Consider the following 23,818-nt stretch of genomic DNA (forward strand, 5'->3'; position numbering starts at 1 on the left):
ATGAAAGTATTACTGATTTTTATATTTGCGTTAATGTCAATATTTATGTTGTATGCTAATGTTTATGAAGGTCAAGAAAATGGTGTGGCTGCTTTTTCTAATACTGAATTTAAAGGCTCTAAAGAAATAAATCTTTCATCAGAGCCTATTACGGTGGTTAAGACGGTTGGATTAAAGAATTATTCACAAAAAATATATTTAGATAACACTGATAAATCTTATAAAGATAATAGCTATAACAATAATTACAGTAATTACAGTAATCAAGACACTTTGCGAGGATCATTTCCTGAGGTATTCACAGATAACTATTATGATTTTTACGGTCGTAATTTTCAATATCAAAACTTAATGTCTTCAACTATGGGTATGAGTATGTATACTCAAGGTGGAGCTAATAATTCTAGATTAGAAAATAATTACTAGAGTTTCTAATAAAGCTAGATGAGGAAGATAGTAATATGAAAAAAAGTTTTTTGAGTTTAGCGATTTTTTTATGTGGTTTGAAATCTGGATTTTCAGACACTTGTCATCCACCTATAGATGGTTCTAAACAAAATTTTATAATTGGTTATGGTAGTTTAGTAAACGATAAATCACGTCAAAGAACAAATCCTGAAGCGGTAAATGCCTATCCAATAGAAGTAAAAAACTTTAAAAGAATTTGGGGATTAAGAGCAACAGGCTCATTTAAGGGTACATTCTTATTAGCAGTTCCATCGACAGGTAGCACATTAAATGCGGTGTATTATCTAACAAATGAAAAAGCGGTTGAGGCTACTGATAAAAGAGAAAGCGATTATTGCCGTTATAAGGTGCCTAGTATAGATGTAGAAGCTTTAGGGTTAAAAAACCTTCAACAAGGAGATTACTGGATATATGCTAGAGATGCAAAAGCGATACAAAAACCTAATGAAGAATTCCCAATTATTCAGTCATACGTTGATATATTTATTAAAGGGTGTATGGAAATTCAAAATAGGTATTTGGTAGCAAATTATGTTCAACAGTGTATAAACACAACTAGCCTTTGGGATAATAATACGTGGGTAAATGATAGAGTAAATCCAAGAAGGCCAACTGACTCAACCCCAGATGCAATAGCTATAGATAATGCTTTAGTTAGACACCTTGGTACTGATTATTATACCCATAAGTATGGATAAACCTTTAAATTAACAGAGTTTTTTAAGCTTTTCTTATTTCTATTTCATCATTGGCAGCACGTTTGATAGTTTTGGGTGGATAGATCATATTTAACACAATCTTTAGTGTTGATCCTTGAGCTAATATAGAAAGTATAACTACTATATATGTCACGCTAACAATAAGGTGGCCTTCGTCAGGAAGTGATAGTGCTAATGCTAAAGATATTCCACCTCTAACTCCTGACCATGCTACTAGTATATTATCTTTTGTCGAAGCTCTAGTGAGTTTCTTATCGATAACAGTAATAGGTATTGAAATACTAATAAACCTTGCGAAAGTGACTATGAATATGCCAACTACGCCAATCCAAAGAGCAACACGGTTGAAAGTTATGCTAGTTAACTCTAGTCCTATTAAGATAAATAAAAAAGAGTTAAGCATATTATCAATAATCATCCAAAAGTTATCTACCTTCTTAACTTGGTCAGGACAAGATTTTTTGTTATCTGATAAATTATTGCCAATAAAAAGACCAGCTATAACCATGGCAATAGGACCAGAAACATGTAGACTATGTGCTATTAGGTAACCCATGCTTGCAACAGCTAGTGTTACAAAAATAGATGTTTCAGCATCTTTATTGGTTTTTAAAAAGACTAAAGCTATTCTTGCAAAAATATAACCTAAGATAATCCCACCGCCAGCTTCTATAGAAATCTGTTTAGTGATAAGCCAAAGATAATCAACATTATTATCAATATACTGCCCGAATTCTCCACCGCTACCAAAAAAAACCACATTTGACAAAATTACAAATAAAACGATACCTGTAGCATCATTAAATAATGATTCGCCAACAACACGAGTTTTTATATAGTTTGGTATAGTTTTGTTTCCAGCTAATGTGCTAATTACAGCTATAGGGTCTGTTGGTGAGATTAATGCTCCAAAGACTAAACAATATCCAAAACTAAGCTCAAAGCCGACTAGTTTACAAAAGCCATATATTAAAACTGCAGTAGTAAATGCAGATAGAAGTAGTCCAACACTAGCTAACCCAAAAATTGCTTTTAACTCTTTTTTTAGCTCAATCATATTAAAATGTAAGGCATTTGCAAAAAGTAAAAATGATAGCATCCCATCTAAGACTGTAGTTTGGAAATCAAAACTGGATAAGGCAACTACCAGAAAGTTAGTAGTACTTAAAAAAGATGCACAAATTGCTGAAAAAGTTATTGAAAGAATGGTCAAACCTATAGCTTTTGGCAGTTTGAGGAATTTGGTATTTATATAGCTCATCATAGCAGCTACTACAGTTAGTAAACTAAATAAAAAATATTCATTCATAGGCAATATTCCTTATAAACCACAGCTATACTCCCAACTACAAGCTTTTGAGAGCTCCTGTAAGATATTTTTTTCACTTAAAAATTCATCCTTTAAACTATCAAAAGGCTGACCAAAAAACATATAAGCATTAATCTGCTTTTCTAATGATATTACTTTTTTTATATCTTCTGAAGAAATATTTTTAAACTCTTGTTGTGTCATATGAATGCATGGTTGACACTCAAGGCTATGGTTTGCTGGCTTAAAAGGCAAATCTTTAGTAAGTTGAGTTATGTCTTCAAAGGTTTTATCTAAAAGTGGATACTCGAGTCTTCTATAATCATATTTTTCTTCTTCATCTACATTTTTTAACAGTTGTGAAACTTTAGATAAATCCTTTCGGTGGCTAAGTAAGATTGTAGCTTCAGCATTTGGATCAAGCGTATCAATCTTATTTAGTAAAGTTATTCCTTTTAGAAATCCAGCACACCAGCTAAATTGTTGAGAAGGAAATTGCTTACGAGCATTAACAAGCTCTGAGAAAGAGTGTTCAGCTTTTAAATGAAAATAGTTAATTTTTTGTTGCTCTAGCCAGCTAAATACATTTTTTAAGTAACTATTCCAGTCATGTGATGCAAAACCAGTGTCAACTGATAGTACAAAAAAATTACTTGATAAGTGTTGTTTGGCCCAGCAGATTAGAGCTAAAGAATGAATACTATAGTTTGCTATTATTATATTTTTCTTAGCTTGACCCATTAACTATATTCCAATAGTGTCTTTAACTTCTTTGAGTTTTTTTATAGCATAGGGACGCGCTTTTGCTGCACCTTTGGCAAGTATTTCATCAACTATGTTAGGATTATTTATAAAGTAATCATATTTTTCACGTGCTAATAAAAGATGTTGGTTTACTTTTTCAAACAGAATTTGTTTAGCATCACCCCAGCCAAGTCCGCCAGCTAGATATTTGTCCCCAAGAGTTTTGATTTCATCTGTATTAGCTATGCTTTTGTAGATGGCAAATATAGTGCAGCTATTAGGGTCTTTCTTTTCTTCAGGAGTTTGTGAGTTTGTGATAATTTTCATTATCTGTTTTCTTAATTTCTTTTCAGTTGAAAAAATAGGGATAGTATTATCGTAGCTTTTTGACATTTTGCGTCCATCTAAGCCTAAAATTGTTTGTGTATCTTCATTTGTTAAAGCTTGAGGAGCTTTAAGGCAAGAACTTTTGTAAATATGATTAAAACGATTTGCTATGTCTCTAGCTATTTCTAAATGTTGAATCTGATCTTTTCCAACAGGGACTAAATCAGCATCAAACATCAAAATATCCGCAGTCATAAGAACAGGGTAGTTAAATAACCCCATAGTAATACCTTTATCAGGATCAGTATTTTCTTCTTGGAGGTTTTGATCAACTAAAGCTTTATATGCATGAGCGCGGTTAAGTAGTCCTTTGGCAGTAGTTGTTGCGATAATCCAGTTTAGTTCCATAATCTCAGGGATATCAGACTGACGATAAAAGGTGGTTTTATCTGTATCAAGTCCAAGAGCTAGCCATGTACAAGCTATTTCTTTGATATATTGCTGTCTAAGGTTTTTATCCCATAATTTGACTAGAGAATGTTGATCAGCGATAAAATATAAACATTCATAAGTATCATTGTGAGATAGCTCGATAGCTGGTTTAATGGCACCTATATAGTTGCCTAAATGTGGCGAACCAGATGGTGTAATCCCTGTTAAAATAATCTTTTTTGTCATATTATTACTCTTTAAAATCTAGATGAATGTTTAATGTAAAATATAGCTTACTTAGGTTTAGATTTAAGTTTTTGTTTAAATTAAACTTAAATAAAAGCTGTAAAAAACAATTAAATCCATAAGTTATAAATGTTTACAAGATTTTATCACATTAAGCATGAGTAAATAAGTACTTAGATGAATAAAGTTTAGAGAATTTTGGAGCGGGAAACGAGGCTCGAACTCGCGACCCCAACCTTGGCAAGGTTGTGCTCTACCACTGAGCTATTCCCGCAACGTTAAATTAATGGCGCACCCAGAAGGACTCGAACCTCCAACCGCTCGGTTCGTAGCCGAGTACTCTATCCAGTTGAGCTATGGGTGCTAAATAATTGTTGGCTATTATAATCTTTTGGGTTTGTCTAGTCAAGCGTTGTTATATCATTTATAACTTCTATTAGTCTATTTTCAAACCCTAGGTCATCTAAGTTTGTGTTATCTACAACATAGTCTGCTATTTTTTCTCTTTCTTGGTCAGATATTTGTAAGTTTATAAAAGCTACAGCTTGTTGTCTGTCTTTACCATCACGTTCCATTAGTCTTTTTATTCTTGTCTCAAGATCTGCTTTTATTACTATAACTTTTTTTAAGTAGTCATAGTGGCGAATATTATATGGACCAAGTAGAGGTATATCAATTATAGTTAAAACTGTAGGGGATTCATTAACTTGTTTTTTTATTTCTCTATTAATTACAGGATGTAAATAATCTTCTAGCCATTTTTTAGCTTCTTTTGATTCTGTAATAATTGCTCTAAGCATGGCTCTATTAATCTGTTTGTTTATGATTATATCATTACCAAACTTTTCAGCTATATTTTTAATTACAGAAGGTTTTTTGGTTATTTCTCTGCTTATCGTGTCAGCACAAACCACATTTAGATTAAGTCTTTGTTTTAAAATTTTTGTAGCGGTAGACTTTCCGCTAGCTATTCCACCAGTTATACCTACGGGATATGTGTTGATAGTCGTCATTATTCTTAAACTAAAAATTATTTTAAAAGAAGATTTTAATATTTTTTTTTGTTAAAGTCATATATTTTTTGATTAAAAGATAGTTTCGCCATACAATATGTTTATTTAATAGAATATATCCACTAGTGATGGGAATTGAAGAAAGAGTTGTAGCAAAGATAAAATCTCAGGGTGGAAGTATCAGTTTTAGAGAGTATATGCAGCTAGCTTTGTATTATCCAAATTATGGATATTACTCTAGCTCTAGGGATAAGATATCAAGCGGTGGTGATTTTATCACAGCAACTTCACAAACCTCATTATTTGCACGAACTTTTGCAAGGCAGTTTGCAACCATACTGCGTGAATTTGAGCAACAAGGTAATATTGTAGAATTTGGCTCTGGAACAGGTAAGTTTGCAGCTGATTGTATGGATGAGCTAAGTAAGCTTGGGATACTTCCAGAAAAATATTTTATAGTCGAACTAAGTACGGATCTTAAGCTAAAGCAGCAAAAATATATTAAGCAAAATATTCCTAACCTTTTTGATAGGTTTGTCTGGTTGGAAGAACTTCCAAAACAAAAACTAAAAGCTATAGTTTTTGCTAATGAAGTTTTGGATGCTATGCCTGTTGATATTTTTAATGTAAAAGATAACAAACTTATCCAACAAGGTGTAACTTTTGATGGTAGTAAATTTAAATTTGTAGATTTGCAAGTTAATGATTCTCTTTTTGAATATGAGGCTCAAAGGATATTAGAAGACGATATAAGTTTTGAAGATGGCTATGTTAGTGAATTAAATATTTGGATACGTCCATGGATTAAAGCTTTAAGAGATTGTTTAGAGCGGGCAGTTGTATTTTTGTGTGACTATGGATACCACAGAAAATTATATTATACACCAGCACGTAATATGGGTACTTTAGCTTGTTATCATAAGCATCAAGTTAACTTTGATCCATTTATAAATATAGGTTTGCAAGATATAACTTCGCATGTTGACTTTACAACAGTTGCTGAAGCTGCTACAGAAGTGGACTTTGAGTTAGACGGTTATATGAATCAAGCTAATTTTTTAAAAAGAGCAGGTATAGATAAGGTATTTATTAATTTGTTTCAAAGTTTAGAACAAAAGGATCAACTAATATATAATAGCGACCTAAAGGAGCTTTTACTGGGTGATAAACTTGCAGAGACTTTTAAGGTTATTTGTTTTTCTCTTGGTTTTGAAACCATTTTAGAAGTTTTTGATAACGAGGATAATATTGATTATTTATTATAGGGAAATTTAATGTATAAAAATGTGCAAAATATGTCTAAATATATATTTAGAGCGTATGATATTAGAGGGATCGTTCCAACTGATCTTAATGAGGATGTTGTTTTTAATATAGGTTTAGCATTTGGAACAAAAGCACAAGAGTTAAACCAAAACCAAGTTGCTATTGCTAGAGACGGGCGTTTATCTGGACCTAGTTTATTAGCTGCTTTAGAAAGTGGTATTTTGGCAAGTGGTTGCGATGTTATTAATATTGGCGCAGTACCAACACCAGTTTTATATTTTGCTGCTAAAAAGTTAACCAATGGCACAGGCATCATGCTGACAGGTAGTCATAATCCAGCAGATTATAATGGTTTAAAGATGACTTTGGCTGATAACACATTAGCGAATGAGGAAATACTGGAAATAGAAGACCTAATAAGAAAAAATATTTTTTCACAAGGGGAAGGAGTATCTACTAAGAAAGATATTTCACAAGAATATATAAACTTTATTTTAGAGAGAGAAACTCTTGGCAAAAAGCTTAAAGTGGTTATAGATGCTGGTAATGGTATAGCAGGTAACATAGCTCCTGAATTATTTGAAAAACTAGGCTGCGATGTTATTAAAATGTATTGTGAAGTTGATGGTAATTTTCCTAATCATCATCCAGATCCAAGTAAACTTAAGAATTTACAAGATCTTATTGTTAAAGTAAGAGAACTAAAGGCAGACGTTGGCCTAGCTTTTGATGGTGATGGTGATAGGCTTGGCTTAGTTACTAATAGTGGCGATATTATAGCAGCTGATAGACAACTTATGCTTTATGCAAAAGATGTGCTTAGCAACAAGCCAGGAGCTCATATTCTTTATGATGTTAAATCTACCAAAAACTTAGATAATTTTGTTAAAAGTCTTGGTGGTAAGGCAACTATGTATAAAACAGGACATGCATTAATTAAGAAAAAGATGAAACAAGAGCCTGTGGATTTAGCAGGTGAGATGAGTGGACACATATTTTTTAATGATAGGTGGCCAGGGTTTGATGATGGTTTATATACTGGCGTTAGGATTTTAAATATTCTTTCTAAAACTAATAAAACTTTAGATGAAATCTTTGCAGAGATTCCTCAAAGTGTAGCTACTCCAGAGATTAATATGGATGTTACAGAAGACACTAAATTTGAAATAGTAGAGGCTATTTTACAATCATGTAAAAAAGAATTTTCTGATGCAAATATTATTTCGATAGATGGTGTAAGAGTTGAATTTGAGAATGGTTGGGCGCTTCTTCGCGCATCAAATACAACTCCTTGTTTAGTTTTAAGATTTGAGGCTGATAGTCAAGAGAGTTTAGAATTAATCAGAACCAAATTTATGAGTGTGGTTAAGAAAACTATTTCTTAAAATTTACTCTATTAACTACACCAAAGTGGATTTATTTGTTGCTCTTATTATAAAAAATGGCAAAGATGATAAAATATTGATAATCAGATTACACTTAGAAATGTGTCTTTTAAATTTTTTGAGAGTGATGGCAAGTGATGAAGTCCTTTTGTAATCTATGTTATATATGATTTGTGTTAATATCATTTTAAATTATTGAAGAGTATTTTTATGAAAAAAATTGCAATAATAGGTTATAGTTTTGTATTGCCTAAGGGCATTGATGATGATAAAAAGCTTTGGAGTGTTTTGGAGCAGGGTGGAGATCTTGTTACAGAGATACCAATATCTAGGTTTGATAAAAGAAAATTTTTTCATCCTTCACGTAAGAAAAATGGTAAATCTTATACTTAATCTAAAGTCAAGCCTCTTGCCATTGCAAAAAATTGGTACAAATAATTTCCTTTTTCTTCCTATCCACGATAATTTGCGTCTTTAACGTATGTCGCTTCTTTTTGCCAGAATAAACTGTTTTTTGTTTTTTTAGGTCGTTCAAGGGGTGTTTCTGTCGCATCTATCAGTACAACCTCATAGTCAACATCACTTTTTAATAATGCCTTACGTCCAGGCAATGAGAATTGCCCATCTTTAAAAGTTTAATCAAATCAGCCAAAGATCTATAGCAATAATTTGTGTACTTATATAAGTACTTATGCTATACTATTCATTAGTTCAATAAGTTGGAGGTAATTATGAGAACTTTAAACTATACATCATTCAGAAGTGAACTGGCATCATCTATGGATAGCGTCGTTGAAGACCATCAGCCTATTGTTGTTACAAGAGGCTCTGAAAAAAAAGCTGTTGTTGTTATGTCTTTAGATGATTTTAAATCATATCAAGAAACAGCTCATTTGATGTCTAGCATAAATAACTATAATAGGCTTGATCAATCAATAAAAGAACTTGAGTCTGGTATTTCAATACAAAAAGAGCTTATTGAAGAATGATATTATCTTGGTCAACTAATGCTTGGGATGATTATCTTTATTGGCAAGCAAATGATAAGAAAAAGTTAAAGCGTATAAATCAGCTAATTAAAGATATTAAAAGAAATTATTTTGAAGGTTTGGGTGATCCAGAACCACTTAAACATAGTTGGACTGGATATTGGTCAAGAAGAATTGATAGAGAACATCGCTTAGTTTATAAAATTCAGGATAATAATATTCTTATTGCTCAATGCAGGTATCACTATTAAAAACTGGATTTTTCTAAAATTGGTTCAAAAATTTCATTTTGACATCCCCCTCTCAGTGAACGAAGAGGATTCCTAGTTTACGACTAGGTTGGTACTTGTTCACACTTTCCCACTGGTTTCTGCTGCCGACCACTTATGTGGTTCGCTTGACAGACCGACACGGCATAGTCCTGCCGCCAAAATATTACTCGCTGCATTGTGATCTGCATTGAGATTGAAGCCACATTGTAAGTATTCAAATTAGGATTGTGATTTTACGGTAGGTGCTATCTTTATAGTCACAGTATGAGCATGTTTGGCTGGTATAGCGTGGGTTTACCTCTATCACTTCACCACCACGCCATTTGCTTTTGTAGTCGAGCATGTTTTTGAATTTATACCATCTTTGGTCAATAGCTAAGAGATTTATCATTGAGACTATCTTTGACTATCTCAAAAATAATCTAACTTTATGGCACACAAGGCACAGATCTATAAACAATGCTTTTACTCACCATGGCTGCTTTGGCTCAGTTTATTATTAGTCCAATTAAAATCAATAATTATAAGAGCTTAACTATGAAATAATTCTCGAAATGAGGTTATATATGGTAACCCATAAGTAACCTGCTATCAAAAACTTACTATATCTATCAATTTCACTATATATAAATCAAAATCTTTAATCTATAAACTTCTTTCAAGTTTTGATTGTTTAGTGTTTAGACCAATATAAGCAAAGTAGGAGAATATAATGAAACTTACACCATCTCAATATGTAATAAAGACAATTTCAAGTTATGACAATAACGATCCTAGATATATGGAATATACTCGCCTATATTTGGATGGTTTATCTACTAATGCGTTAAATCAATTTATAATAAGACAAGATAATGTTCTTAATAATTTAACTAATACCGAACAATACTTAAAATTTTTTAAAAAAAATAATTTGCAATTTGACCCTGTAAGGATTAACGATGATCCAACACGCCGGTATTTTGAAACCCATTTATGTTGTGAAACTTTATTTCATCACCTTTCATATTTAACTTTATCAGATTTGAATAGTTTATATGCTGCTGCAATTAAGTTTGGTGGTCCTGCTGTGAAAGAACATCATGAAAAAACTCTTAGTCAAGGAGAATATCTTCATATAGGATCTGAAGGTATTCTTGGTCAAGGACCAAACATTGGGATGCCTAAAGATTTTCTATCCAAATGTCAGGTCCTTTGTAAATTAGGAGCATACGCAACTGATGTTGCAAAGAATTCTGGTGAACTTCTACCTCATGATATTTATTCAACTGCTAAATTATATCAAGAGCACTATAGAGCACGTGACATACGGCCAGAAAGAAAAACGCTTTATAATAGAAACTTAGGACTTATGCGTACAGAAATGCCGATCCCTAGAAATGATTTGGCAACAAGTCTTAGACCTCAGACTTATAAACGACCTACAGATAATTCTAATCCAATGTTGATAGAAGGTGATAATTGGCCTAATAAAGTTTTTAGCTTGCATGTATTGCCGTATGCCAATTCACCTTCTGGAACAATGCTATGTCAACTGAGGTTGATTATTGCTTTAATGGAACGTGGAACTTTGCCTAACATTGACTATAACAATTATCTAAGATGTTTTATAGCAGCCATGTTGTATGGAAGCGGTGGTCATACGCTATATGAATTTGTAGTCCCTCTTACACTAGACGAGTTAAGTAAAGATTTATCTCCTATTATTAAAGTAAACTCTGTTTCTGATTTGTTTTATATTAATAATGAAGCTGCATGTAATATAGCAATGAAAAGGACAATTTCTTATAATAAATACTATTGTAAGTTGATAGGTATGGATCTAGGTATACAAATAAAGAAGGCTCGAGTTTCTATTGATAATAGAATGAAACTTAAAGCTGCTGAAGAAGAAAGTAAGATGGCACTATTGTTGCAAGAAAAACAAAATAAAATTCTTACATTTGATTTAGCTACAGGTATAGCCAAATTAGAAAATAAACCACAGAGTACGATTATCAAAAATAAATTGCAGCTTCTAAAAGAAATTAATAAGTCTGGGGTTATAGATTGGCCAGTTGGAACCCCTGGAGAAAATAAACTATTATACAAAAAAAGGCTTACTGAGCATTATTGCTCGATAAAACAAATAGAAGCTAACAAAGCAATCTCAGACGCATTAGATGAATGTATTATAGCTCCAAAATAAATTTTAAAGTAATTTATAATTTATAAATACTAGATAAACATAAGTTGTAAATATTTCTAGTTCCTCTATCTTTACTTTGCTAAATTGCTTCATCTCTTAACTATAAAACCTAAAGCAACTAAAAATAGAGGTTGACAATTATTTTGGCAGCCAAAGCAAGTTTTACTGGTTGATGTTGTATTGTTATTGACTTATAATCAGCTGGGTATATATTTTAATTTCATAATATTCGATTAATTCGGAGGAAAGTGATGTCGGATTTCACTAAAGATATTGATGTTTTAGAAACTCAAGAATGGCTTGAAGCTTTTGAAGATGTGGTTAAAAGAGAAGGTGTTGATAGAGCTAAGTTTTTATTTGACCAGCTTCTAGTTAAAGGAGCTGAGCTTGGTGTAGAGAGTGCTTATGCAACAGCTAAAGTAAAAAAATACATTAACTCTATAGATGTTAGTAATCAGCCTAGTTATCCTGGTGATATAGAGTTAGAAAAGAAAATTGAAGCAGTAAATAGATGGAACTCAACTGTTATCGTAGCGCATGCTAATAAAAAAGATGGCTCAATTGGTGGCCATATAGGTACTGGTGCAGGGGCTATGACTTTGTATGAAGTTGGTTTTAACCACTTCTGGAAAGCTCCAAATGAAAATCATGCAGGTGATTTGATTTTCTATCAAGGCCATCTTTCTCCAATTGTTTATGCTCGCTCTTTCATAGAGGGCAGAATTTCATCTGAGCAATTAGATAATTTTAGAAAACAAGCTTTTAATGGTGAGAATGCTGTATCTTCTTATCCACATCCTTATTTACAACCTACATATTGGCAGTTTCCTACAGTTTCTATGGGACTAGGTCCACTACAGGCTATTTATCAGGCTAGATTTATGAAGTATCTAGAAGCAAGAGGCTTAGCTAAAACTTCTGATCGTAGAGTTTGGGCTTTTTGTGGTGACGGTGAGATGGATGAGCCAGAGTCAATTGGTTCTATCACTAGAGCAGGTCGTGAAGGTCTAGATAACCTTATATTTGTAGTTAACTGTAATCTTCAAAGATTAGATGGGCTTGTAAATGGTAATGGTAACATTGTAGAAGAGCTTGCAGATGTGTTTATGGGTGCAGGCTGGAACGTTATCAAAGTACTGTGGAGTAGTGATTGGGATAGATTACTAAATGATCCAAAAGCTGGCAAGAAATTACAAGAAAGATTAAGCTCACTAAATGATGGTCAGTTTCATACTATCAAAGCTCATGGTGGAGCAGAGTGCCGCAAAGTGGTATTTAGTGGTGATGAAGACTTAGAAGCTCTAGCTAAAGATATGTCAGATGCTGATTTAGCAGCACTTCGCCGTGGGGGTCATGACCCACTTAAAATCTATGCCGCTTACAAAAAAGCTACTGAAAATGCAAATGGGCGTCCGACCCTTATTTTACCTATGACTGTTAAAGGTTATGGTTTAGGTGAATCCGGAGAGTCAAAAAATATCGCTCATAATGTTAAAAAGCTTGATACAGAAGCGTTAGATTATATTAGAAATAGATTTGATGTTCCTGCTACAAAAGAAGATGTTGAAAACTATAGACTTATAAAGTTAGATGAAAATTCTCCTGAAATGAAATATCTTCATTCTAAGAGAAAAGACTTAGGTGGTTATATACCTGCTAGGCTTGAGAACAACCAAGCATTAGAAATACCTCACTACACAGATTTTGCTAAAAATCTTTTAGATGATAGTGGCGATAGAGAGTTTTCAACTACTACAGCTTTTGTAAGAATTTTGTCAACGTTAGCAAAAGATAAAAAATTAGGTAAGTATCTTGTACCAATTACAGTTGATGAATCACGTACTTTTGGTATGGAAGGTTTGTTTAGACAGCTAGGCATTTATAATCCTAAAGGTCAACAGTACGTTCCAGAAGATAAACAACAAGTTATGTTCTACAAAGAATCTGTAGATGGTCAGATTTTACAAGAAGGTATTAATGAGCAGGGAGGTTTTTGCTCATGGATAGCCGCAGCAACTTCTTATAGTGTTCATAAGGTGCCAATGATTCCATTTATGATTTACTATTCTATGTTTGGTTTCCAAAGATTTGGAGATTTGGCATGGGCAGCTGGTGATTCTATGGCAAAAGGTTTTGTTATAGGTGGTACATCAGGGCGCACAACTTTAAATGGTGAAGGTTTACAACATGAGGATGGACATAGCCATATCCAAGCTGGTTTAATACCAAACTGTGTGTCTTATGATCCAACTTACGCTTATGAGCTTGCTGTTATATTGCATGAAGGGATGAAGAGAATGTATGTTGATGGTGATAAAGTTTATTATTACATCACAGTTATGAATGAAAATTATTCTCATAGAGCTATGCCAAAAGGGTGTGAAGATGGTATTATCAAAGGTTTATATAAGTTAGAAGATAATAAACCTGCTAAAAACCATGTTCAATTAATGGGTTCTGGTTCTATTCTAAGAGAAGTCGAAGCTGCAGCTAAGATGCTTAAAGATCAGTATGATATTAGCTCAAATATTTGGAGTATGACTAGTGCAAATGAGCTTTATAGAGAAGCTAAAGATACAGCTAGAACAAATATGCTTCATCCAACAAGTAAGAAAAAAGAAAGCTATATAGAAAAATGCTTTAAAAATGAGCAAGGTCCTGTGATAGCATCTACTGACTATATTAAGTTGTATACTGATCAGTTAAGGGAATTTATTCCACATACATTTGTTAACTTAGGTACAGATGGTTTTGGTAGATCAGATACTCGAGCAGCTTTAAGAAGTTTCTTTGAAGTAGATAGATACCATGTAGTAGTAGCTGCACTTTATGCTTTATCTTTAGAAGGCAAAATTAAAGTAAGCCAAGTAAAAGAAGCTATTAAAAAATATAATATAGATCCAGAGCGTGTAGCTCCATTATACAGCTAATTGGTAAGGAGATATTAATGTCTATAGAGATAGTTAAAGTCCCTGATATTGGGGATTATGATAGTGTAGATGTAATTGAAGTAAATGTGGCTGAAGGTGATATTATCGCTGAAGAAGATTCTTTGATTACATTAGAAACAGATAAAGCTAGTATGGAAGTGCCTTCGCCAGTAGCCGGTAAAATTGTTAAGCTAAAGGTGAAAGTTGGTGATAAAGTTTCACAAGGTTCTGCGATTATGGAAATAGAAGTTGCAGGTGAGCAAAAGGCTCAAGAGCCAAAGCAAGAACAACATGAATCTACACAAGCTGCTTCTGGTGAAGCGTCTAAGCCACAACCTGATGCATCTCAAGAATCTTTAGAAATTATAGATGTTGAAGTACCAGATATTGGTGACTATGATAGTGTTGATGTTATTGAAGTATCTGTAAAAGTTGGCGATAAAGTTCAAGAGGAAGATTCTTTAATTACACTAGAAACAGATAAAGCTAGTATGGAGGTTCCATCCCCAGTAGCTGGTGAAGTTGTAGAAGTTATCACAAAGGTTGGCGATAAGGTTTCTCAAGGTAGTTTAATACTTAAAGTTAAAACACAAGGTTCAGCTCCAGTACAAGCTAGCTCACAACCTACTCCTGCTAAACAAGAAGCTTCTAAAAAACAACAAGAGACAAAACCATCTCAAGCTACAGCCAGTTCAGTAAATGAATATGAAGTAGATAACTCAAATGCACACGCTTCGCCAGCAGTTAGAAAACTTGCTAGAATTTTAAATGTGGATTTAAGTAAGGTAAAAGCTACAGGTCGTAAGGGGCGTGTATCTAAAGAAGATTGTTATAACTATATTAAACATGCAGTAACTCAAGTTCAAACTGGTAAAGTAGCTGCAAGTGGTAGTGGTTTGAATCTTTTAGACGATCCGGTAGTAGATTTTGCTAAATTTGGTGAGATTGAAACTCAGCCGCTATCAAGAATTAATAAAATTAGTGCTAAAAACTTACACAGAAACTGGGTTAAGATTCCTCATGTAACATTCTATGATGATGCTGACATTACGGACCTTGAAGAATTTAGAAGTTCTAAAAAAGCATTTGCTGAGAAAAAAGGTATAAAAATTACTCCTTTATCATTCTTGGTTAAAGCGGCAGCTGTAGCATTGCAAGAGTTCCCAAGAATGAACAGCTCGCTTTCAAATGATGGTGAAAATTTAATTATTAAAAAATACTATAATATTGGCTTTGCTGCAGACACGCCAGCTGGTCTAATGGTTCCAGTAATTAAAGATGCTGATAAAAAAGGTATCATTGAAATATCAAAAGATATTATGGAATTAGCTGGCAAAGCTCGTGATGGTAAATTAGGTGCAAAAGATATGGCTGGTGCTACATTTACTATCTCAAGTATCGGAGTATTAGGTACTACAGCATTTACACCAATTATTAATATGCCAGAAGTGGCTATTATGGGCGTTTCAAAAACTGCTGTTAAACCAGTTTGGAATGGTAAAGAGTTTATTCCTAGAACTATGTTGCCTTTATCTATGTCAGCAGATCATAGAGTTATAGATGGTGCGTTGGCTGCGAAGTTCTTAACTAGATATTGTCAGATATTATCTGATTTACGTGAAATAATAATGTAAGCGGAGTTTTAAAAAAATGAGTAATATTAAAACACAGGTGGTAGTGTTAGGTAGTGGTCCTGGCGGATATAGTGCAGCTTTTAGAGCAGCTGATCTAGGACTAGAGGTTACTTTAGTAGAAAGATATGAAAACATTGGTGGTGTTTGTTTAAATGTTGGCTGTATTCCATCAAAAGCATTGTTACATATTGCAAAAGTTATCAATGAAGCTAGACATTTAGCAGCTGATGGTATCATCGAAATGGGTGATATGAAAATCAACAAAGATAAAATTCTTAAGTATAAGAATGACGTTGTTAGTAAGCTTACTGGTGGCCTAAAAGGCATGGCTGCTATGAGAAAAGTTAAGATCGTACAAGGTTACGGTAAATTTACATCTGATAAAGAGCTTGCTGTAGAAGCAGCTGATGGTAAAGTTACTAAAATCGCTTTTGATAATTGTATTATAGCAGCTGGTTCTAGTGTGATTAATCTACCATTTGTGCCAAAAGATGAGAGAATTATCGACTCAACAGGTGCTCTTGAGATGAAAGAAATTCCAGAAACTATGCTTGTTGTTGGTGGTGGAATTATTGGTCTAGAGATGGCTCAAGTGTATTCTGAACTTGGTACTAAGATTACAGTAGTTGAATTTGCTGATCAGCTTATGAATGGTGTGGATAAAGACATAGTAAAAGCTTATGAAAAAATGAATAAGCGTTATGAAGTTCGTCTAAAAACGGGTGTTACAGCTATGGATGCGCGTAAAGATGGTATCTATGTAACTATGCAAGGTGATCATCCAGCAAAAGAAGAGCGTTACGATAGAGTTCTTATGGCTATTGGTCGTAAGCCAAATGGTAAGTTAATTGACGCTGAAAAAGCTGGTGTAAAAGTTGATGAAAGAGGATTTATCCCAGTAGATAAACAGCTTCGCACTAATGTGCCGCACATCTTTGCTATTGGTGATATAGTTGGCCAGCCTATGCTTGCTCATAAAGCTGTGCCAGAAGGAAGAACTGCTGCTGAAGTTATTTCTGGCTTAAACCATAGCTTTGATCCTCTAGTAATTCCAGCGGTTGCTTACACTGATCCAGAAGTTGCTTGGGTTGGTGAAACGGAAACTTCTGCTAAAGCAAAAGGTATCAAATATGAAAAAGGAGTATTTCCTTGGGCTGCTAGTGGTAGATCATTAAGTATTGGTAGATCAGAAGGTATGACAAAAGTGCTATTTGATGAGAACCATAGAATTATTGGAGCCTCTATCGTTGGTACTAATGCCGGTGAGCTTATTTCAGAAGCAGCTTTAGCTATTGAGATGGGTTGTGACGCTGAAGATATCGCTCTTACGGTTCATCCACATCCAACACTCTCTGAAAGTTTAATGATGGCTACAGAAGTTTTTGAAGGTACAGCTACAGACCTTCCGCCTCAAAAGAAAAAATAGAACACTATTTGAAAAAGCAATAATTCCAAAATAAGAAGCTTAGTATAGAAACAAATTAATAATTATTTTTTTTGTAAAAGCTATACATCACTTAAAATTTACAATCACACTTAAGTAAATTTTCTTAAAAAGCTGTTACTTTCCTAAGGACGGCAGTAATTTTGATAAGACGTAAGAATTTCTGATAATTGTAACAAAACCAGAAGTTAAGTACTCTAGAAGTATTTGATGAAGTAGATCCAATAATTATTTATAAAAAATTAATTAAAAAAGGAGTTGAAAGCAAATGTCATTATCAGAAAAAGAATTAAGTGAATTATGTAATATTATTGTTTGTAAAGTTCGTAAGTTTATTCCATATTCTACAAACTTACCGTTTTTTCTAATAGAAAATAATGATAATCCAATCCATTTGACTCAAATGCAAATTAATGCTCCTTCGTGCTCTCCAAATACACCATTAAGCATATGTAAGGAATTATCAGCTCTCTCAAGTTTATTATGCGGAGTAGGGGATTGTACAGAACAATCAAAAGTAATATTAACCTTATTTAAACTTATAAATATTCCAAATCTGAATAATTATCGTTGTGATATTATAAGAATAAATGACTGGGCTCACCATTTTAATATTTTATATCCTGAGCAGTATACAAAAGATATACATGAATCATTAAGCAAACTTGGAATGGATAAAAAAGTTAGCTTCCCTGATTGGATAACATCTATAGCCAATAAGCCTTATGATGTATGGATGCTTGATGGTTGGATCAAAATAGGCTGTAAAATTGATAATTCTGTTTTAGAAAAAATTTCTTCCAAAGCAAGCAAACTACAACCACTAAACGATAGTCTCTTTGGTAAACAAGATCTAGTTTACCTGGAAGATACAACTAAAGTAATAAATGATAACGAAAGAGGAATTAAGCTACATAATCAAGACCACGAGTATAGAAAGCGTTTTTTAGATGCTTTTTCTCCTCTTATAGATGAAATATTAAATAGCTCTTTATTTCTATCGCAAACCGATTACAAAGATTCAATGCGACAATCATCAATAGGTAGGTACATGAGTAATGAAAATACTAATTATGATAGTAAACCATATACTCGAATGGGTAGATTCAATGACCTAAACTATATACTACTATTACATTAAAGTATCCACGAATTCAAGTAAATCTAATGTACTTTTTTGTTAAAGAACTTGTAGCTGCAACTAGCTTTTGGATGAATCATTTCTCATCTGAAACAAAAAAAGATCACCTGATTAAATATAAACATTTTTATGAGCAAAATATTAGTAAATCTTTTCAGTTAAATATTATTGAGGGCCATCTATCAAACATATTAGCCATATGCTTATCAGAAAGAACGATAAAAGATGATAATAATTATTCTTATTCAATACAGACAAAGACAGGAAATAAAGCATTAAGTCTATTAAATAGCCAAAGATTTATTGATTTAAAAAATATACTGGATAAAAGTGAAGAAAAACTTACCTACGATGATTTGAGAGATTATGTTACTCGTACAATTCTACCGATGAATTACTCAGAAAATGGTTTTGACAAAAATAGGTTATATGAAAAAACTAAATATTTAAAATATAAACCTGATTGGTTTTAGCTCTCAGATTGTATCCTTAAAATGCTCATTTACTATACGTGCACTATATATTTTATCTTCTTAGCATCCATCTAATTCCAGCTTATGACATTTACTTAATAGAAAAATAACTAAGTTATAAAATTAAAGTGCTGTAAAAAAAATTGGAAATGAACTATTAATAGACCATTATAACAATAAATGCTTCATGGTCATTCAGATTATTAGTAGTGATGATCGAAACAAAATTTGGTAGATCAAAACAATCTTGTAGTTTAGATATCCATAAGACCTAAATTACCCAGAAATTGTATAAGTGTAAGGGGAAGGACAATGGAAGGTATAAAAAACATAAAGATTATTGACGTAACTCTCAGAGACGGTGGATATAGAGTTAATTTCAATTTTTCTGATAACTTAATTAATATGGTGGTAAAAAAGCTTTCTCTAGCTGGGATAGATTATATAGAAGTAGGCTATAGAAATGGATCTTTCAAGAAAATTAATAACATAGGAAAATGTGGACTTGGAAGTGATCATTATATTAAGCGAGTAAGAGAAGTGTCTCAATTAGCTAAACTGGTAATGATGTATCACCCTAGAAATGTTGATATATCAGAATTAGAAAGGATGAAAGATAATGGGATTGATTTTTTAAGATGTTGTGTTCCTATCGATAACCCGGGAAATTCAATTGAGTATATAAAAGAAAGCAATAATCTGGGTATTAAAAACTGTGTTAATTTGACTCGTATAAGTCAGCATAATATAAATGATATTTTACTTTTTATAGAAAAGTTAAAAAAAGAAAATGTTGAGTTGGTATATTTAGCAGATTCTAATGGAAGTTTGCTACCTACTCAAATATCTAAACTTGTTAGTAGTGTAATTAAAAACATAGATATAGAAATAGGATTTCATCCTCATAATGATCTCAATTTAGCAGTTGCTAATTCAATATCAGCATTAGATGCCGGAGCAACATATTTTGATACTTCTATTAGGGGTATGGGTAAAGGTCCAGGAAATTTACAGACAGAGTATTGGATAGCATATTTAATGAAACATGGGTTATTTAAATATGATCTTGGACCTATACTAGAGCTGGCAGATTATTTTTCTGAGAATGTAGAAAAATCAAATTTAGAATTTTCATCATCAGATATTATAGCTGCAGCATTAAACTTCTCAGCTGACCAAAGAAAGGCGCTTGTAGGGTATGACTACTCTAATTTTCAGAATAAATATAGAGAATTAAATTTAGTTATGCAGAGGAAAATATATGAAAAAAGTAGCTGTCATAGGGCCTATATTAGCTAGATGGAAAGATCATGTTTATCTCATGAAACCATTTGATAAATTATTAAATCAAGAATTAAGGTTTGAAGCAATAGATCCTTTAACCTTTTGTTATGGTTGCGATTCATTAGAGCAAGCAAGAAATAATTTTTTAGGTTGGTTAAAGTTAAATAAGAATGAGTATGATATTTTCATGGGTTTTGCTTTGGGTGGAACACTTATTCAAACCGTATTTGATGATGGAACCCTTGATGATAAAAAAGTTATATTATTTTCTTCACCATCTATTGCAGATAAAGGATTAAAAACCAAGATAGGCAAGATATTAGAATATTTAGATAAAGCTGACTTAACTAATGCATTGATAACTAAAGAGAAAATAGCAGCTAATTTAGATGATTATGTTATTAAACATGAATTAAGTGAAATAGAAGAAAAAGAAGCTATTGAACGTATGCAACTAGGATTTAATTTGATATTACAAGCTAACTTATCGATTTTAGAAAAGGTGCCAAAAAATACTAAGGTATATATTGGTGAGAAATCTCAGTTGGCAACACTAAATAACGTTAGATTGCCTACTAATAAACAGGTAATTGTACCAAATGCAAGTATGAGACTATTTCAAGATAACCTTGATTTTATGCTTAATGAATTAGACAAAACTATAAAGGAGTAGTGTTGTGAGTAACTCTTTGAGAAAAATAGCTATATTACCTGGTGATGGGGTGGGCCAGGAGGTGGTTTCGGCAGCTATGCCTGTGTTTGGAGCATTATCGCTAGATTTTGACTTTATTTATGGAGAAATAGGATGGGAGTGTTGGAGAAAGGAAGGCAACCCTGTTCCTCAAAAAACATGGGAGATTATAAATGAAAGTGATGCCACATTACTAGGAGCAATTACAAGTAAACCATATAAACAAGCAATATCAGAGCTCCCAAGTTATTTAATTGATGATCCTCCTATGTATATTTCTCCAGTTATTCAACTTAGACAGACCTTAGATCTTTTTGCTAATGTCAGACCTATATTTAATATAAATGATGGATCTAAAGATTTTAATTTAGCTGTAATAAGAGAAAACACAGAAGGGTTGTATTCAGGGTTCGATTATGGTTATTTACCTGATGAGATTAAGTCTATAGTGTCTAGTAACAGTAGGTGGCAAAATATAAATTCTGACGAGGCTTGTGCTACATTGAGACTACAAACTAAATTCGGATTAGAAAGGATATTTAAATTTGCTTTTGAGTACGCAAGCAGGCATGGTCTTAATAAAGTTACCTTGGCAGATAAACCAAATGTAATGCGACATAGTTCGCATTTTGTGAAAACTATTTTTGATAAGATTTCATCAGATTATAGAAATATAGAGGCTGAAATTTTAAATGTTGATGCTGTTGGCTTGTGGCTAGTGCGTCGGCCAGAAAATTTTGGTGTAATAGTTGCTGAAAATATGTTTGGGGACATCCTTTCAGATGTTGGAGCAGCTGTTATGGGAGGATTAGGTTTTGCTCCAAGTGGTAATTATGGTAATAAAGGTGCCTATTTTGAGCCTGTACATGGAAGTGCTCCTAGATTATCAGGAAAAAATATAGCAAATCCTTGCGCTATATTCTTGACTATAGCTATGTTATTAGAGAGCTATAATTATACATTACAATCAGAAAAAATTAAAAAAGCTATAAAAGAAATAATAAAAAAGGGTAAATATTTAACTTATGATATGGGAGGAACTACATCTACTAAAGAGATGGCTCATAGGATAATTGATCTAGTAGATTCTCCACTAAGTAGCAAAGTTATTTCGATTATTTCCACGGGTTCTGAGTTAGTCAATGGCGATAGACTAGATACAAATGCACAATATTTTTCACAAAAGATCGCCTCCTTAGGAGGTAGTGTCAAAGGACACCAGTTAGTTTCTGATAACCAAAGAGATATTAAGTTAGCAATTGAGTTTGGTTTAAATAGTAGTGATTGTGTAATAATTACAGGAGGATTAGGTCCAACTTCTGATGATAAGACAAGAGATGCTGTAGCAGGTGCAACTGGTAAGGAGCTAGTTTTTGATGAAAAAAGTTGGAAACTTGTTTGTGATAGGTTTAAAAGATTTAATATTTCAGTGCATGATGTAAATAAGCAGCAAGCATTTTTCCCAAAAAGTTCAGAAATACTAGAAAACCCAAATGGCACTGCAGCTGGATGCAAAATTAATATTAATAATAGGGTCGTTTTTATGTTACCTGGGCCTCCTAGTGAAAATCAACCAATGTTTGAAAAATATGTAATACCATATTTAGAAGAACAAAAGTTTTTAATAGAGAGAAAAAGTCTTACATGGAAATTATTGGGAGTTATTGAAGCAGATATAGCAGATGATATCGATAGAATAATTTTAGCATCTGAAGTAGAGGTTGCATACAGGTGGAGCTACCCATATATTGATGTAAAGCTTTCTTTTCCAGTATCAAGAGAATTTCAATTACAAAATATTATCAGTAAAGTTAATAGGCATTTAGCTAAATATACAGTTTCTAATGATGGAAGAGATAGTAAAACTAGATTACTAGATTTTGTAAGTAAAAGTAAATTGAATATAAAAATAATAGACTACCTGACAGATGGAGAGTTAGGGAAACTAGTTGCACCATATATTAGTGACATAACAGACGAATCAGAAGAACTTATTTATGTAGAAATGAAAGGCTTAGAGGAATTTAAGAAAAAGCTTCCTTATAGTGGTTCGACTATTCTTGAATGTAATACTAGGTCTAACAATCTAAATTACTATAATAAACTAAAAATTGCTTATAGAGGTCCAGAAGTTCAAAAATATGCGTTACATTTTGTGTGTCACAGTATCTTATCATCTTTAAAAAAAATGTTGGGAGAAAATAAATGAAGCTTGAGCAGGTTAAACATGAATTTTCTAAACTAACTACATCAGTAGTTTCTGACGCCTTAGATAGCTTAGGTATTAAGGATCGAGTTACCGGGTTTAGTGTAAGAAGCTCAAATAATACTTTAATAGGTTTTGCTTACACAGTTAAATATGATCTTTTAGATGAGGATAAAGACTTTCAAAATGCTGGCAATTATATTGATAATGTAGCAGAAGACGAAATAATACTAATAGATAATGCGGCAAGAGATTGGTGTACAACATGGGGAGGGATACTAACTAGAGTTTCGACATTAAGAAAGATCGGTGGAGCTATTATTTACGGTGCAGTTAGAGATATAGAAGAAATAGAAAGCTCAAACTTACCAGTTTATAGTAGTCATGTCTTTATGGCTTCTGGGAAAAATCGTGTCAAAAAGGTTGCCGAGAAGTGTTGTGTAAAAATGGGGGATGTTTTAGTTAGCCATGGAGATCTTGTTTTTGGTGATAAAAATGGAATCCTTTTTATACCTAAGGATAAAATTAAAGAGGTTTGTAAAAGAGCAAGGTGTATAGAGGAAACAGAAAAGAAAATCATAGAAGCTATAGAATTGGGAATGGGTCTATCAGAGGCTAGATCTAAGTTTAATTATGCGCAGCCATGGAACTCATAAA

General features: G+C 32.8%; 22 protein-coding genes, 2 tRNA genes and 2 pseudogenes. 18 read left to right on the plus strand and 8 right to left on the minus strand.

Going from position 1 to position 23,818, the window contains the following annotated elements:
- Nucleotides 1-426, plus strand: coding sequence for a hypothetical protein (locus E3E15_RS01290; RefSeq protein ID WP_172106297.1), 426 nt, complete (start codon nt 1-3; stop codon nt 424-426).
- Nucleotides 427-461: 35 nt separating this feature from the next.
- Complete coding sequence (locus E3E15_RS01295; protein WP_172106128.1) at nt 462-1,166, plus strand: gamma-glutamylcyclotransferase; 705 nt, start codon at nt 462-464, stop codon at nt 1,164-1,166.
- 22 nt (nt 1,167-1,188) lie between these two features.
- On the opposite strand, the gene E3E15_RS01300 is transcribed toward E3E15_RS01295, so the two are convergent.
- From E3E15_RS01300 to coaE, 6 genes are all read right to left on the minus strand, one after another.
- A complete protein-coding gene (locus E3E15_RS01300; protein WP_035721076.1) occupies nt 1,189-2,496 on the minus strand; it encodes a cation:proton antiporter in 1,308 nt (435 codons plus the stop codon).
- Between the two features lie 12 nt (nt 2,497-2,508).
- Nucleotides 2,509-3,237, minus strand: a complete 729-nt coding sequence (locus E3E15_RS01305; protein ID WP_172106298.1) for a hypothetical protein — start codon at nt 3,235-3,237, stop codon at nt 2,509-2,511.
- A gap of 3 nt (nt 3,238-3,240) precedes the next feature.
- Nucleotides 3,241-4,245 (minus strand): tryptophan--tRNA ligase, encoded by a 1,005-nt coding sequence (gene trpS / locus E3E15_RS01310; protein ID WP_172106299.1) that lies wholly within the window; start codon nt 4,243-4,245, stop codon nt 3,241-3,243.
- 199 nt (nt 4,246-4,444) lie between these two features.
- Nucleotides 4,445-4,519, minus strand: a tRNA-Gly gene (locus E3E15_RS01315).
- Nucleotides 4,520-4,532: 13 nt separating this feature from the next.
- Nucleotides 4,533-4,609 (minus strand) — tRNA-Arg (locus tag E3E15_RS01320).
- 37 nt (nt 4,610-4,646) lie between these two features.
- Nucleotides 4,647-5,258, minus strand: coding sequence for a dephospho-CoA kinase (gene coaE / locus E3E15_RS01325; RefSeq protein WP_172106300.1), 612 nt, complete (start codon nt 5,256-5,258; stop codon nt 4,647-4,649).
- Between the two features lie 128 nt (nt 5,259-5,386).
- Between coaE and E3E15_RS01330 the strand changes: the two genes are divergently transcribed.
- The 3 genes from E3E15_RS01330 (at nt 5,387) to E3E15_RS01340 (ending at nt 8,302) form a co-directional block, all read left to right on the plus strand.
- Nucleotides 5,387-6,523, plus strand: a complete 1,137-nt coding sequence (locus E3E15_RS01330) for a class I SAM-dependent methyltransferase (RefSeq protein ID WP_172106301.1) — start codon at nt 5,387-5,389, stop codon at nt 6,521-6,523.
- Nucleotides 6,524-6,553: 30 nt separating this feature from the next.
- A complete protein-coding gene (locus E3E15_RS01335; RefSeq protein ID WP_245313673.1) occupies nt 6,554-7,909 on the plus strand; it encodes a phosphomannomutase/phosphoglucomutase in 1,356 nt (451 codons plus the stop codon).
- Nucleotides 7,910-8,119: 210 nt separating this feature from the next.
- Nucleotides 8,120-8,302 carry a beta-ketoacyl synthase N-terminal-like domain-containing protein gene (locus tag E3E15_RS01340; RefSeq protein ID WP_172106303.1) on the plus strand — a complete coding sequence of 61 codons (183 nt, stop codon included), beginning with the start codon at nt 8,120-8,122 and terminating at the stop codon, nt 8,300-8,302.
- Here E3E15_RS01340 and E3E15_RS01345 read toward each other — a convergent pair.
- A pseudogene (locus tag E3E15_RS01345) lies at nt 8,300-8,538 on the minus strand (transposase family protein); the annotation flags it as partial. The gene E3E15_RS01340 and the pseudogene E3E15_RS01345 overlap by 3 nt on opposite strands.
- 102 nt (nt 8,539-8,640) lie before the next feature.
- On the opposite strand from E3E15_RS01345, the gene E3E15_RS01350 reads away from it, so the two are divergent.
- Nucleotides 8,641-8,898, plus strand: a complete 258-nt coding sequence (locus E3E15_RS01350) for a type II toxin-antitoxin system Phd/YefM family antitoxin (RefSeq protein WP_035721097.1) — start codon at nt 8,641-8,643, stop codon at nt 8,896-8,898.
- Nucleotides 8,895-9,149 (plus strand): Txe/YoeB family addiction module toxin, encoded by a 255-nt coding sequence (locus E3E15_RS01355; protein WP_172106304.1) that lies wholly within the window; start codon nt 8,895-8,897, stop codon nt 9,147-9,149. Before E3E15_RS01350 ends, E3E15_RS01355 begins: the two co-directional genes overlap by 4 nt.
- A gap of 235 nt (nt 9,150-9,384) precedes the next feature.
- On the opposite strand, the gene E3E15_RS01360 is transcribed toward E3E15_RS01355, so the two are convergent.
- Nucleotides 9,385-9,561 carry a zinc ribbon domain-containing protein gene (locus tag E3E15_RS01360; RefSeq protein ID WP_342589353.1) on the minus strand — a complete coding sequence of 59 codons (177 nt, stop codon included), beginning with the start codon at nt 9,559-9,561 and terminating at the stop codon, nt 9,385-9,387.
- On the opposite strand from E3E15_RS01360, the pseudogene E3E15_RS01365 reads away from it, so the two are divergent.
- From E3E15_RS01365 to E3E15_RS01415, 11 genes and pseudogenes are all read left to right on the plus strand, one after another.
- Nucleotides 9,542-9,716: pseudogene (locus E3E15_RS01365) on the plus strand (transposase); the annotation flags it as partial. The gene E3E15_RS01360 and the pseudogene E3E15_RS01365 overlap by 20 nt on opposite strands.
- Before the next feature lie 166 nt (nt 9,717-9,882).
- Entirely contained in the window at nt 9,883-11,358 is a 1,476-nt protein-coding gene (locus E3E15_RS01370) for a hypothetical protein (RefSeq protein WP_172106306.1), read from the plus strand.
- 251 nt (nt 11,359-11,609) lie between these two features.
- A complete protein-coding gene (gene aceE / locus E3E15_RS01375) occupies nt 11,610-14,288 on the plus strand; it encodes a pyruvate dehydrogenase (acetyl-transferring), homodimeric type (protein ID WP_172106307.1) in 2,679 nt (892 codons plus the stop codon).
- A gap of 17 nt (nt 14,289-14,305) precedes the next feature.
- A complete protein-coding gene (aceF, locus tag E3E15_RS01380; RefSeq protein ID WP_172106308.1) occupies nt 14,306-15,922 on the plus strand; it encodes a pyruvate dehydrogenase complex dihydrolipoyllysine-residue acetyltransferase in 1,617 nt (538 codons plus the stop codon).
- 16 nt (nt 15,923-15,938) lie between these two features.
- The gene (gene lpdA / locus E3E15_RS01385) at nt 15,939-17,348 is read left to right on the plus strand and encodes a dihydrolipoyl dehydrogenase (protein ID WP_172106309.1); all 1,410 of its coding nucleotides are present in this window, start codon (nt 15,939-15,941) and stop codon (nt 17,346-17,348) included.
- Between the two features lie 286 nt (nt 17,349-17,634).
- On the plus strand, nt 17,635-18,507 hold the full coding sequence (locus E3E15_RS01390) for a hypothetical protein (RefSeq protein ID WP_172106310.1): 873 nt from the start codon (nt 17,635-17,637) through the stop codon (nt 18,505-18,507).
- Nucleotides 18,508-18,533: 26 nt separating this feature from the next.
- Nucleotides 18,534-18,980, plus strand: a complete 447-nt coding sequence (locus E3E15_RS01395) for a hypothetical protein (protein ID WP_172106311.1) — start codon at nt 18,534-18,536, stop codon at nt 18,978-18,980.
- Nucleotides 18,981-19,292: 312 nt separating this feature from the next.
- The gene (locus tag E3E15_RS01400; RefSeq protein WP_172106312.1) at nt 19,293-20,279 is read left to right on the plus strand and encodes a beta/alpha barrel domain-containing protein; all 987 of its coding nucleotides are present in this window, start codon (nt 19,293-19,295) and stop codon (nt 20,277-20,279) included.
- Nucleotides 20,242-20,937 carry a hypothetical protein gene (locus E3E15_RS01405; protein ID WP_172106313.1) on the plus strand — a complete coding sequence of 232 codons (696 nt, stop codon included), beginning with the start codon at nt 20,242-20,244 and terminating at the stop codon, nt 20,935-20,937. The genes E3E15_RS01400 and E3E15_RS01405 overlap by 38 nt, the downstream gene beginning before the upstream one ends.
- A gap of 4 nt (nt 20,938-20,941) precedes the next feature.
- Nucleotides 20,942-23,164: an isocitrate/isopropylmalate family dehydrogenase gene (locus E3E15_RS01410; RefSeq protein ID WP_172106314.1), complete on the plus strand. Its 2,223-nt coding sequence runs from the start codon at nt 20,942-20,944 to the stop codon at nt 23,162-23,164.
- Complete coding sequence (locus E3E15_RS01415; RefSeq protein WP_172106315.1) at nt 23,161-23,817, plus strand: RraA family protein; 657 nt, start codon at nt 23,161-23,163, stop codon at nt 23,815-23,817. Before E3E15_RS01410 ends, E3E15_RS01415 begins: the two co-directional genes overlap by 4 nt.
- The last annotated feature ends 1 nt before the right edge of the window (nt 23,818 follow it).

Origin of the sequence: Allofrancisella frigidaquae, assembly GCF_012222825.1 — a bacterium.
GTDB classification, from domain to species: Bacteria; Pseudomonadota; Gammaproteobacteria; order Francisellales; family Francisellaceae; genus Francisella; species Francisella frigidaquae.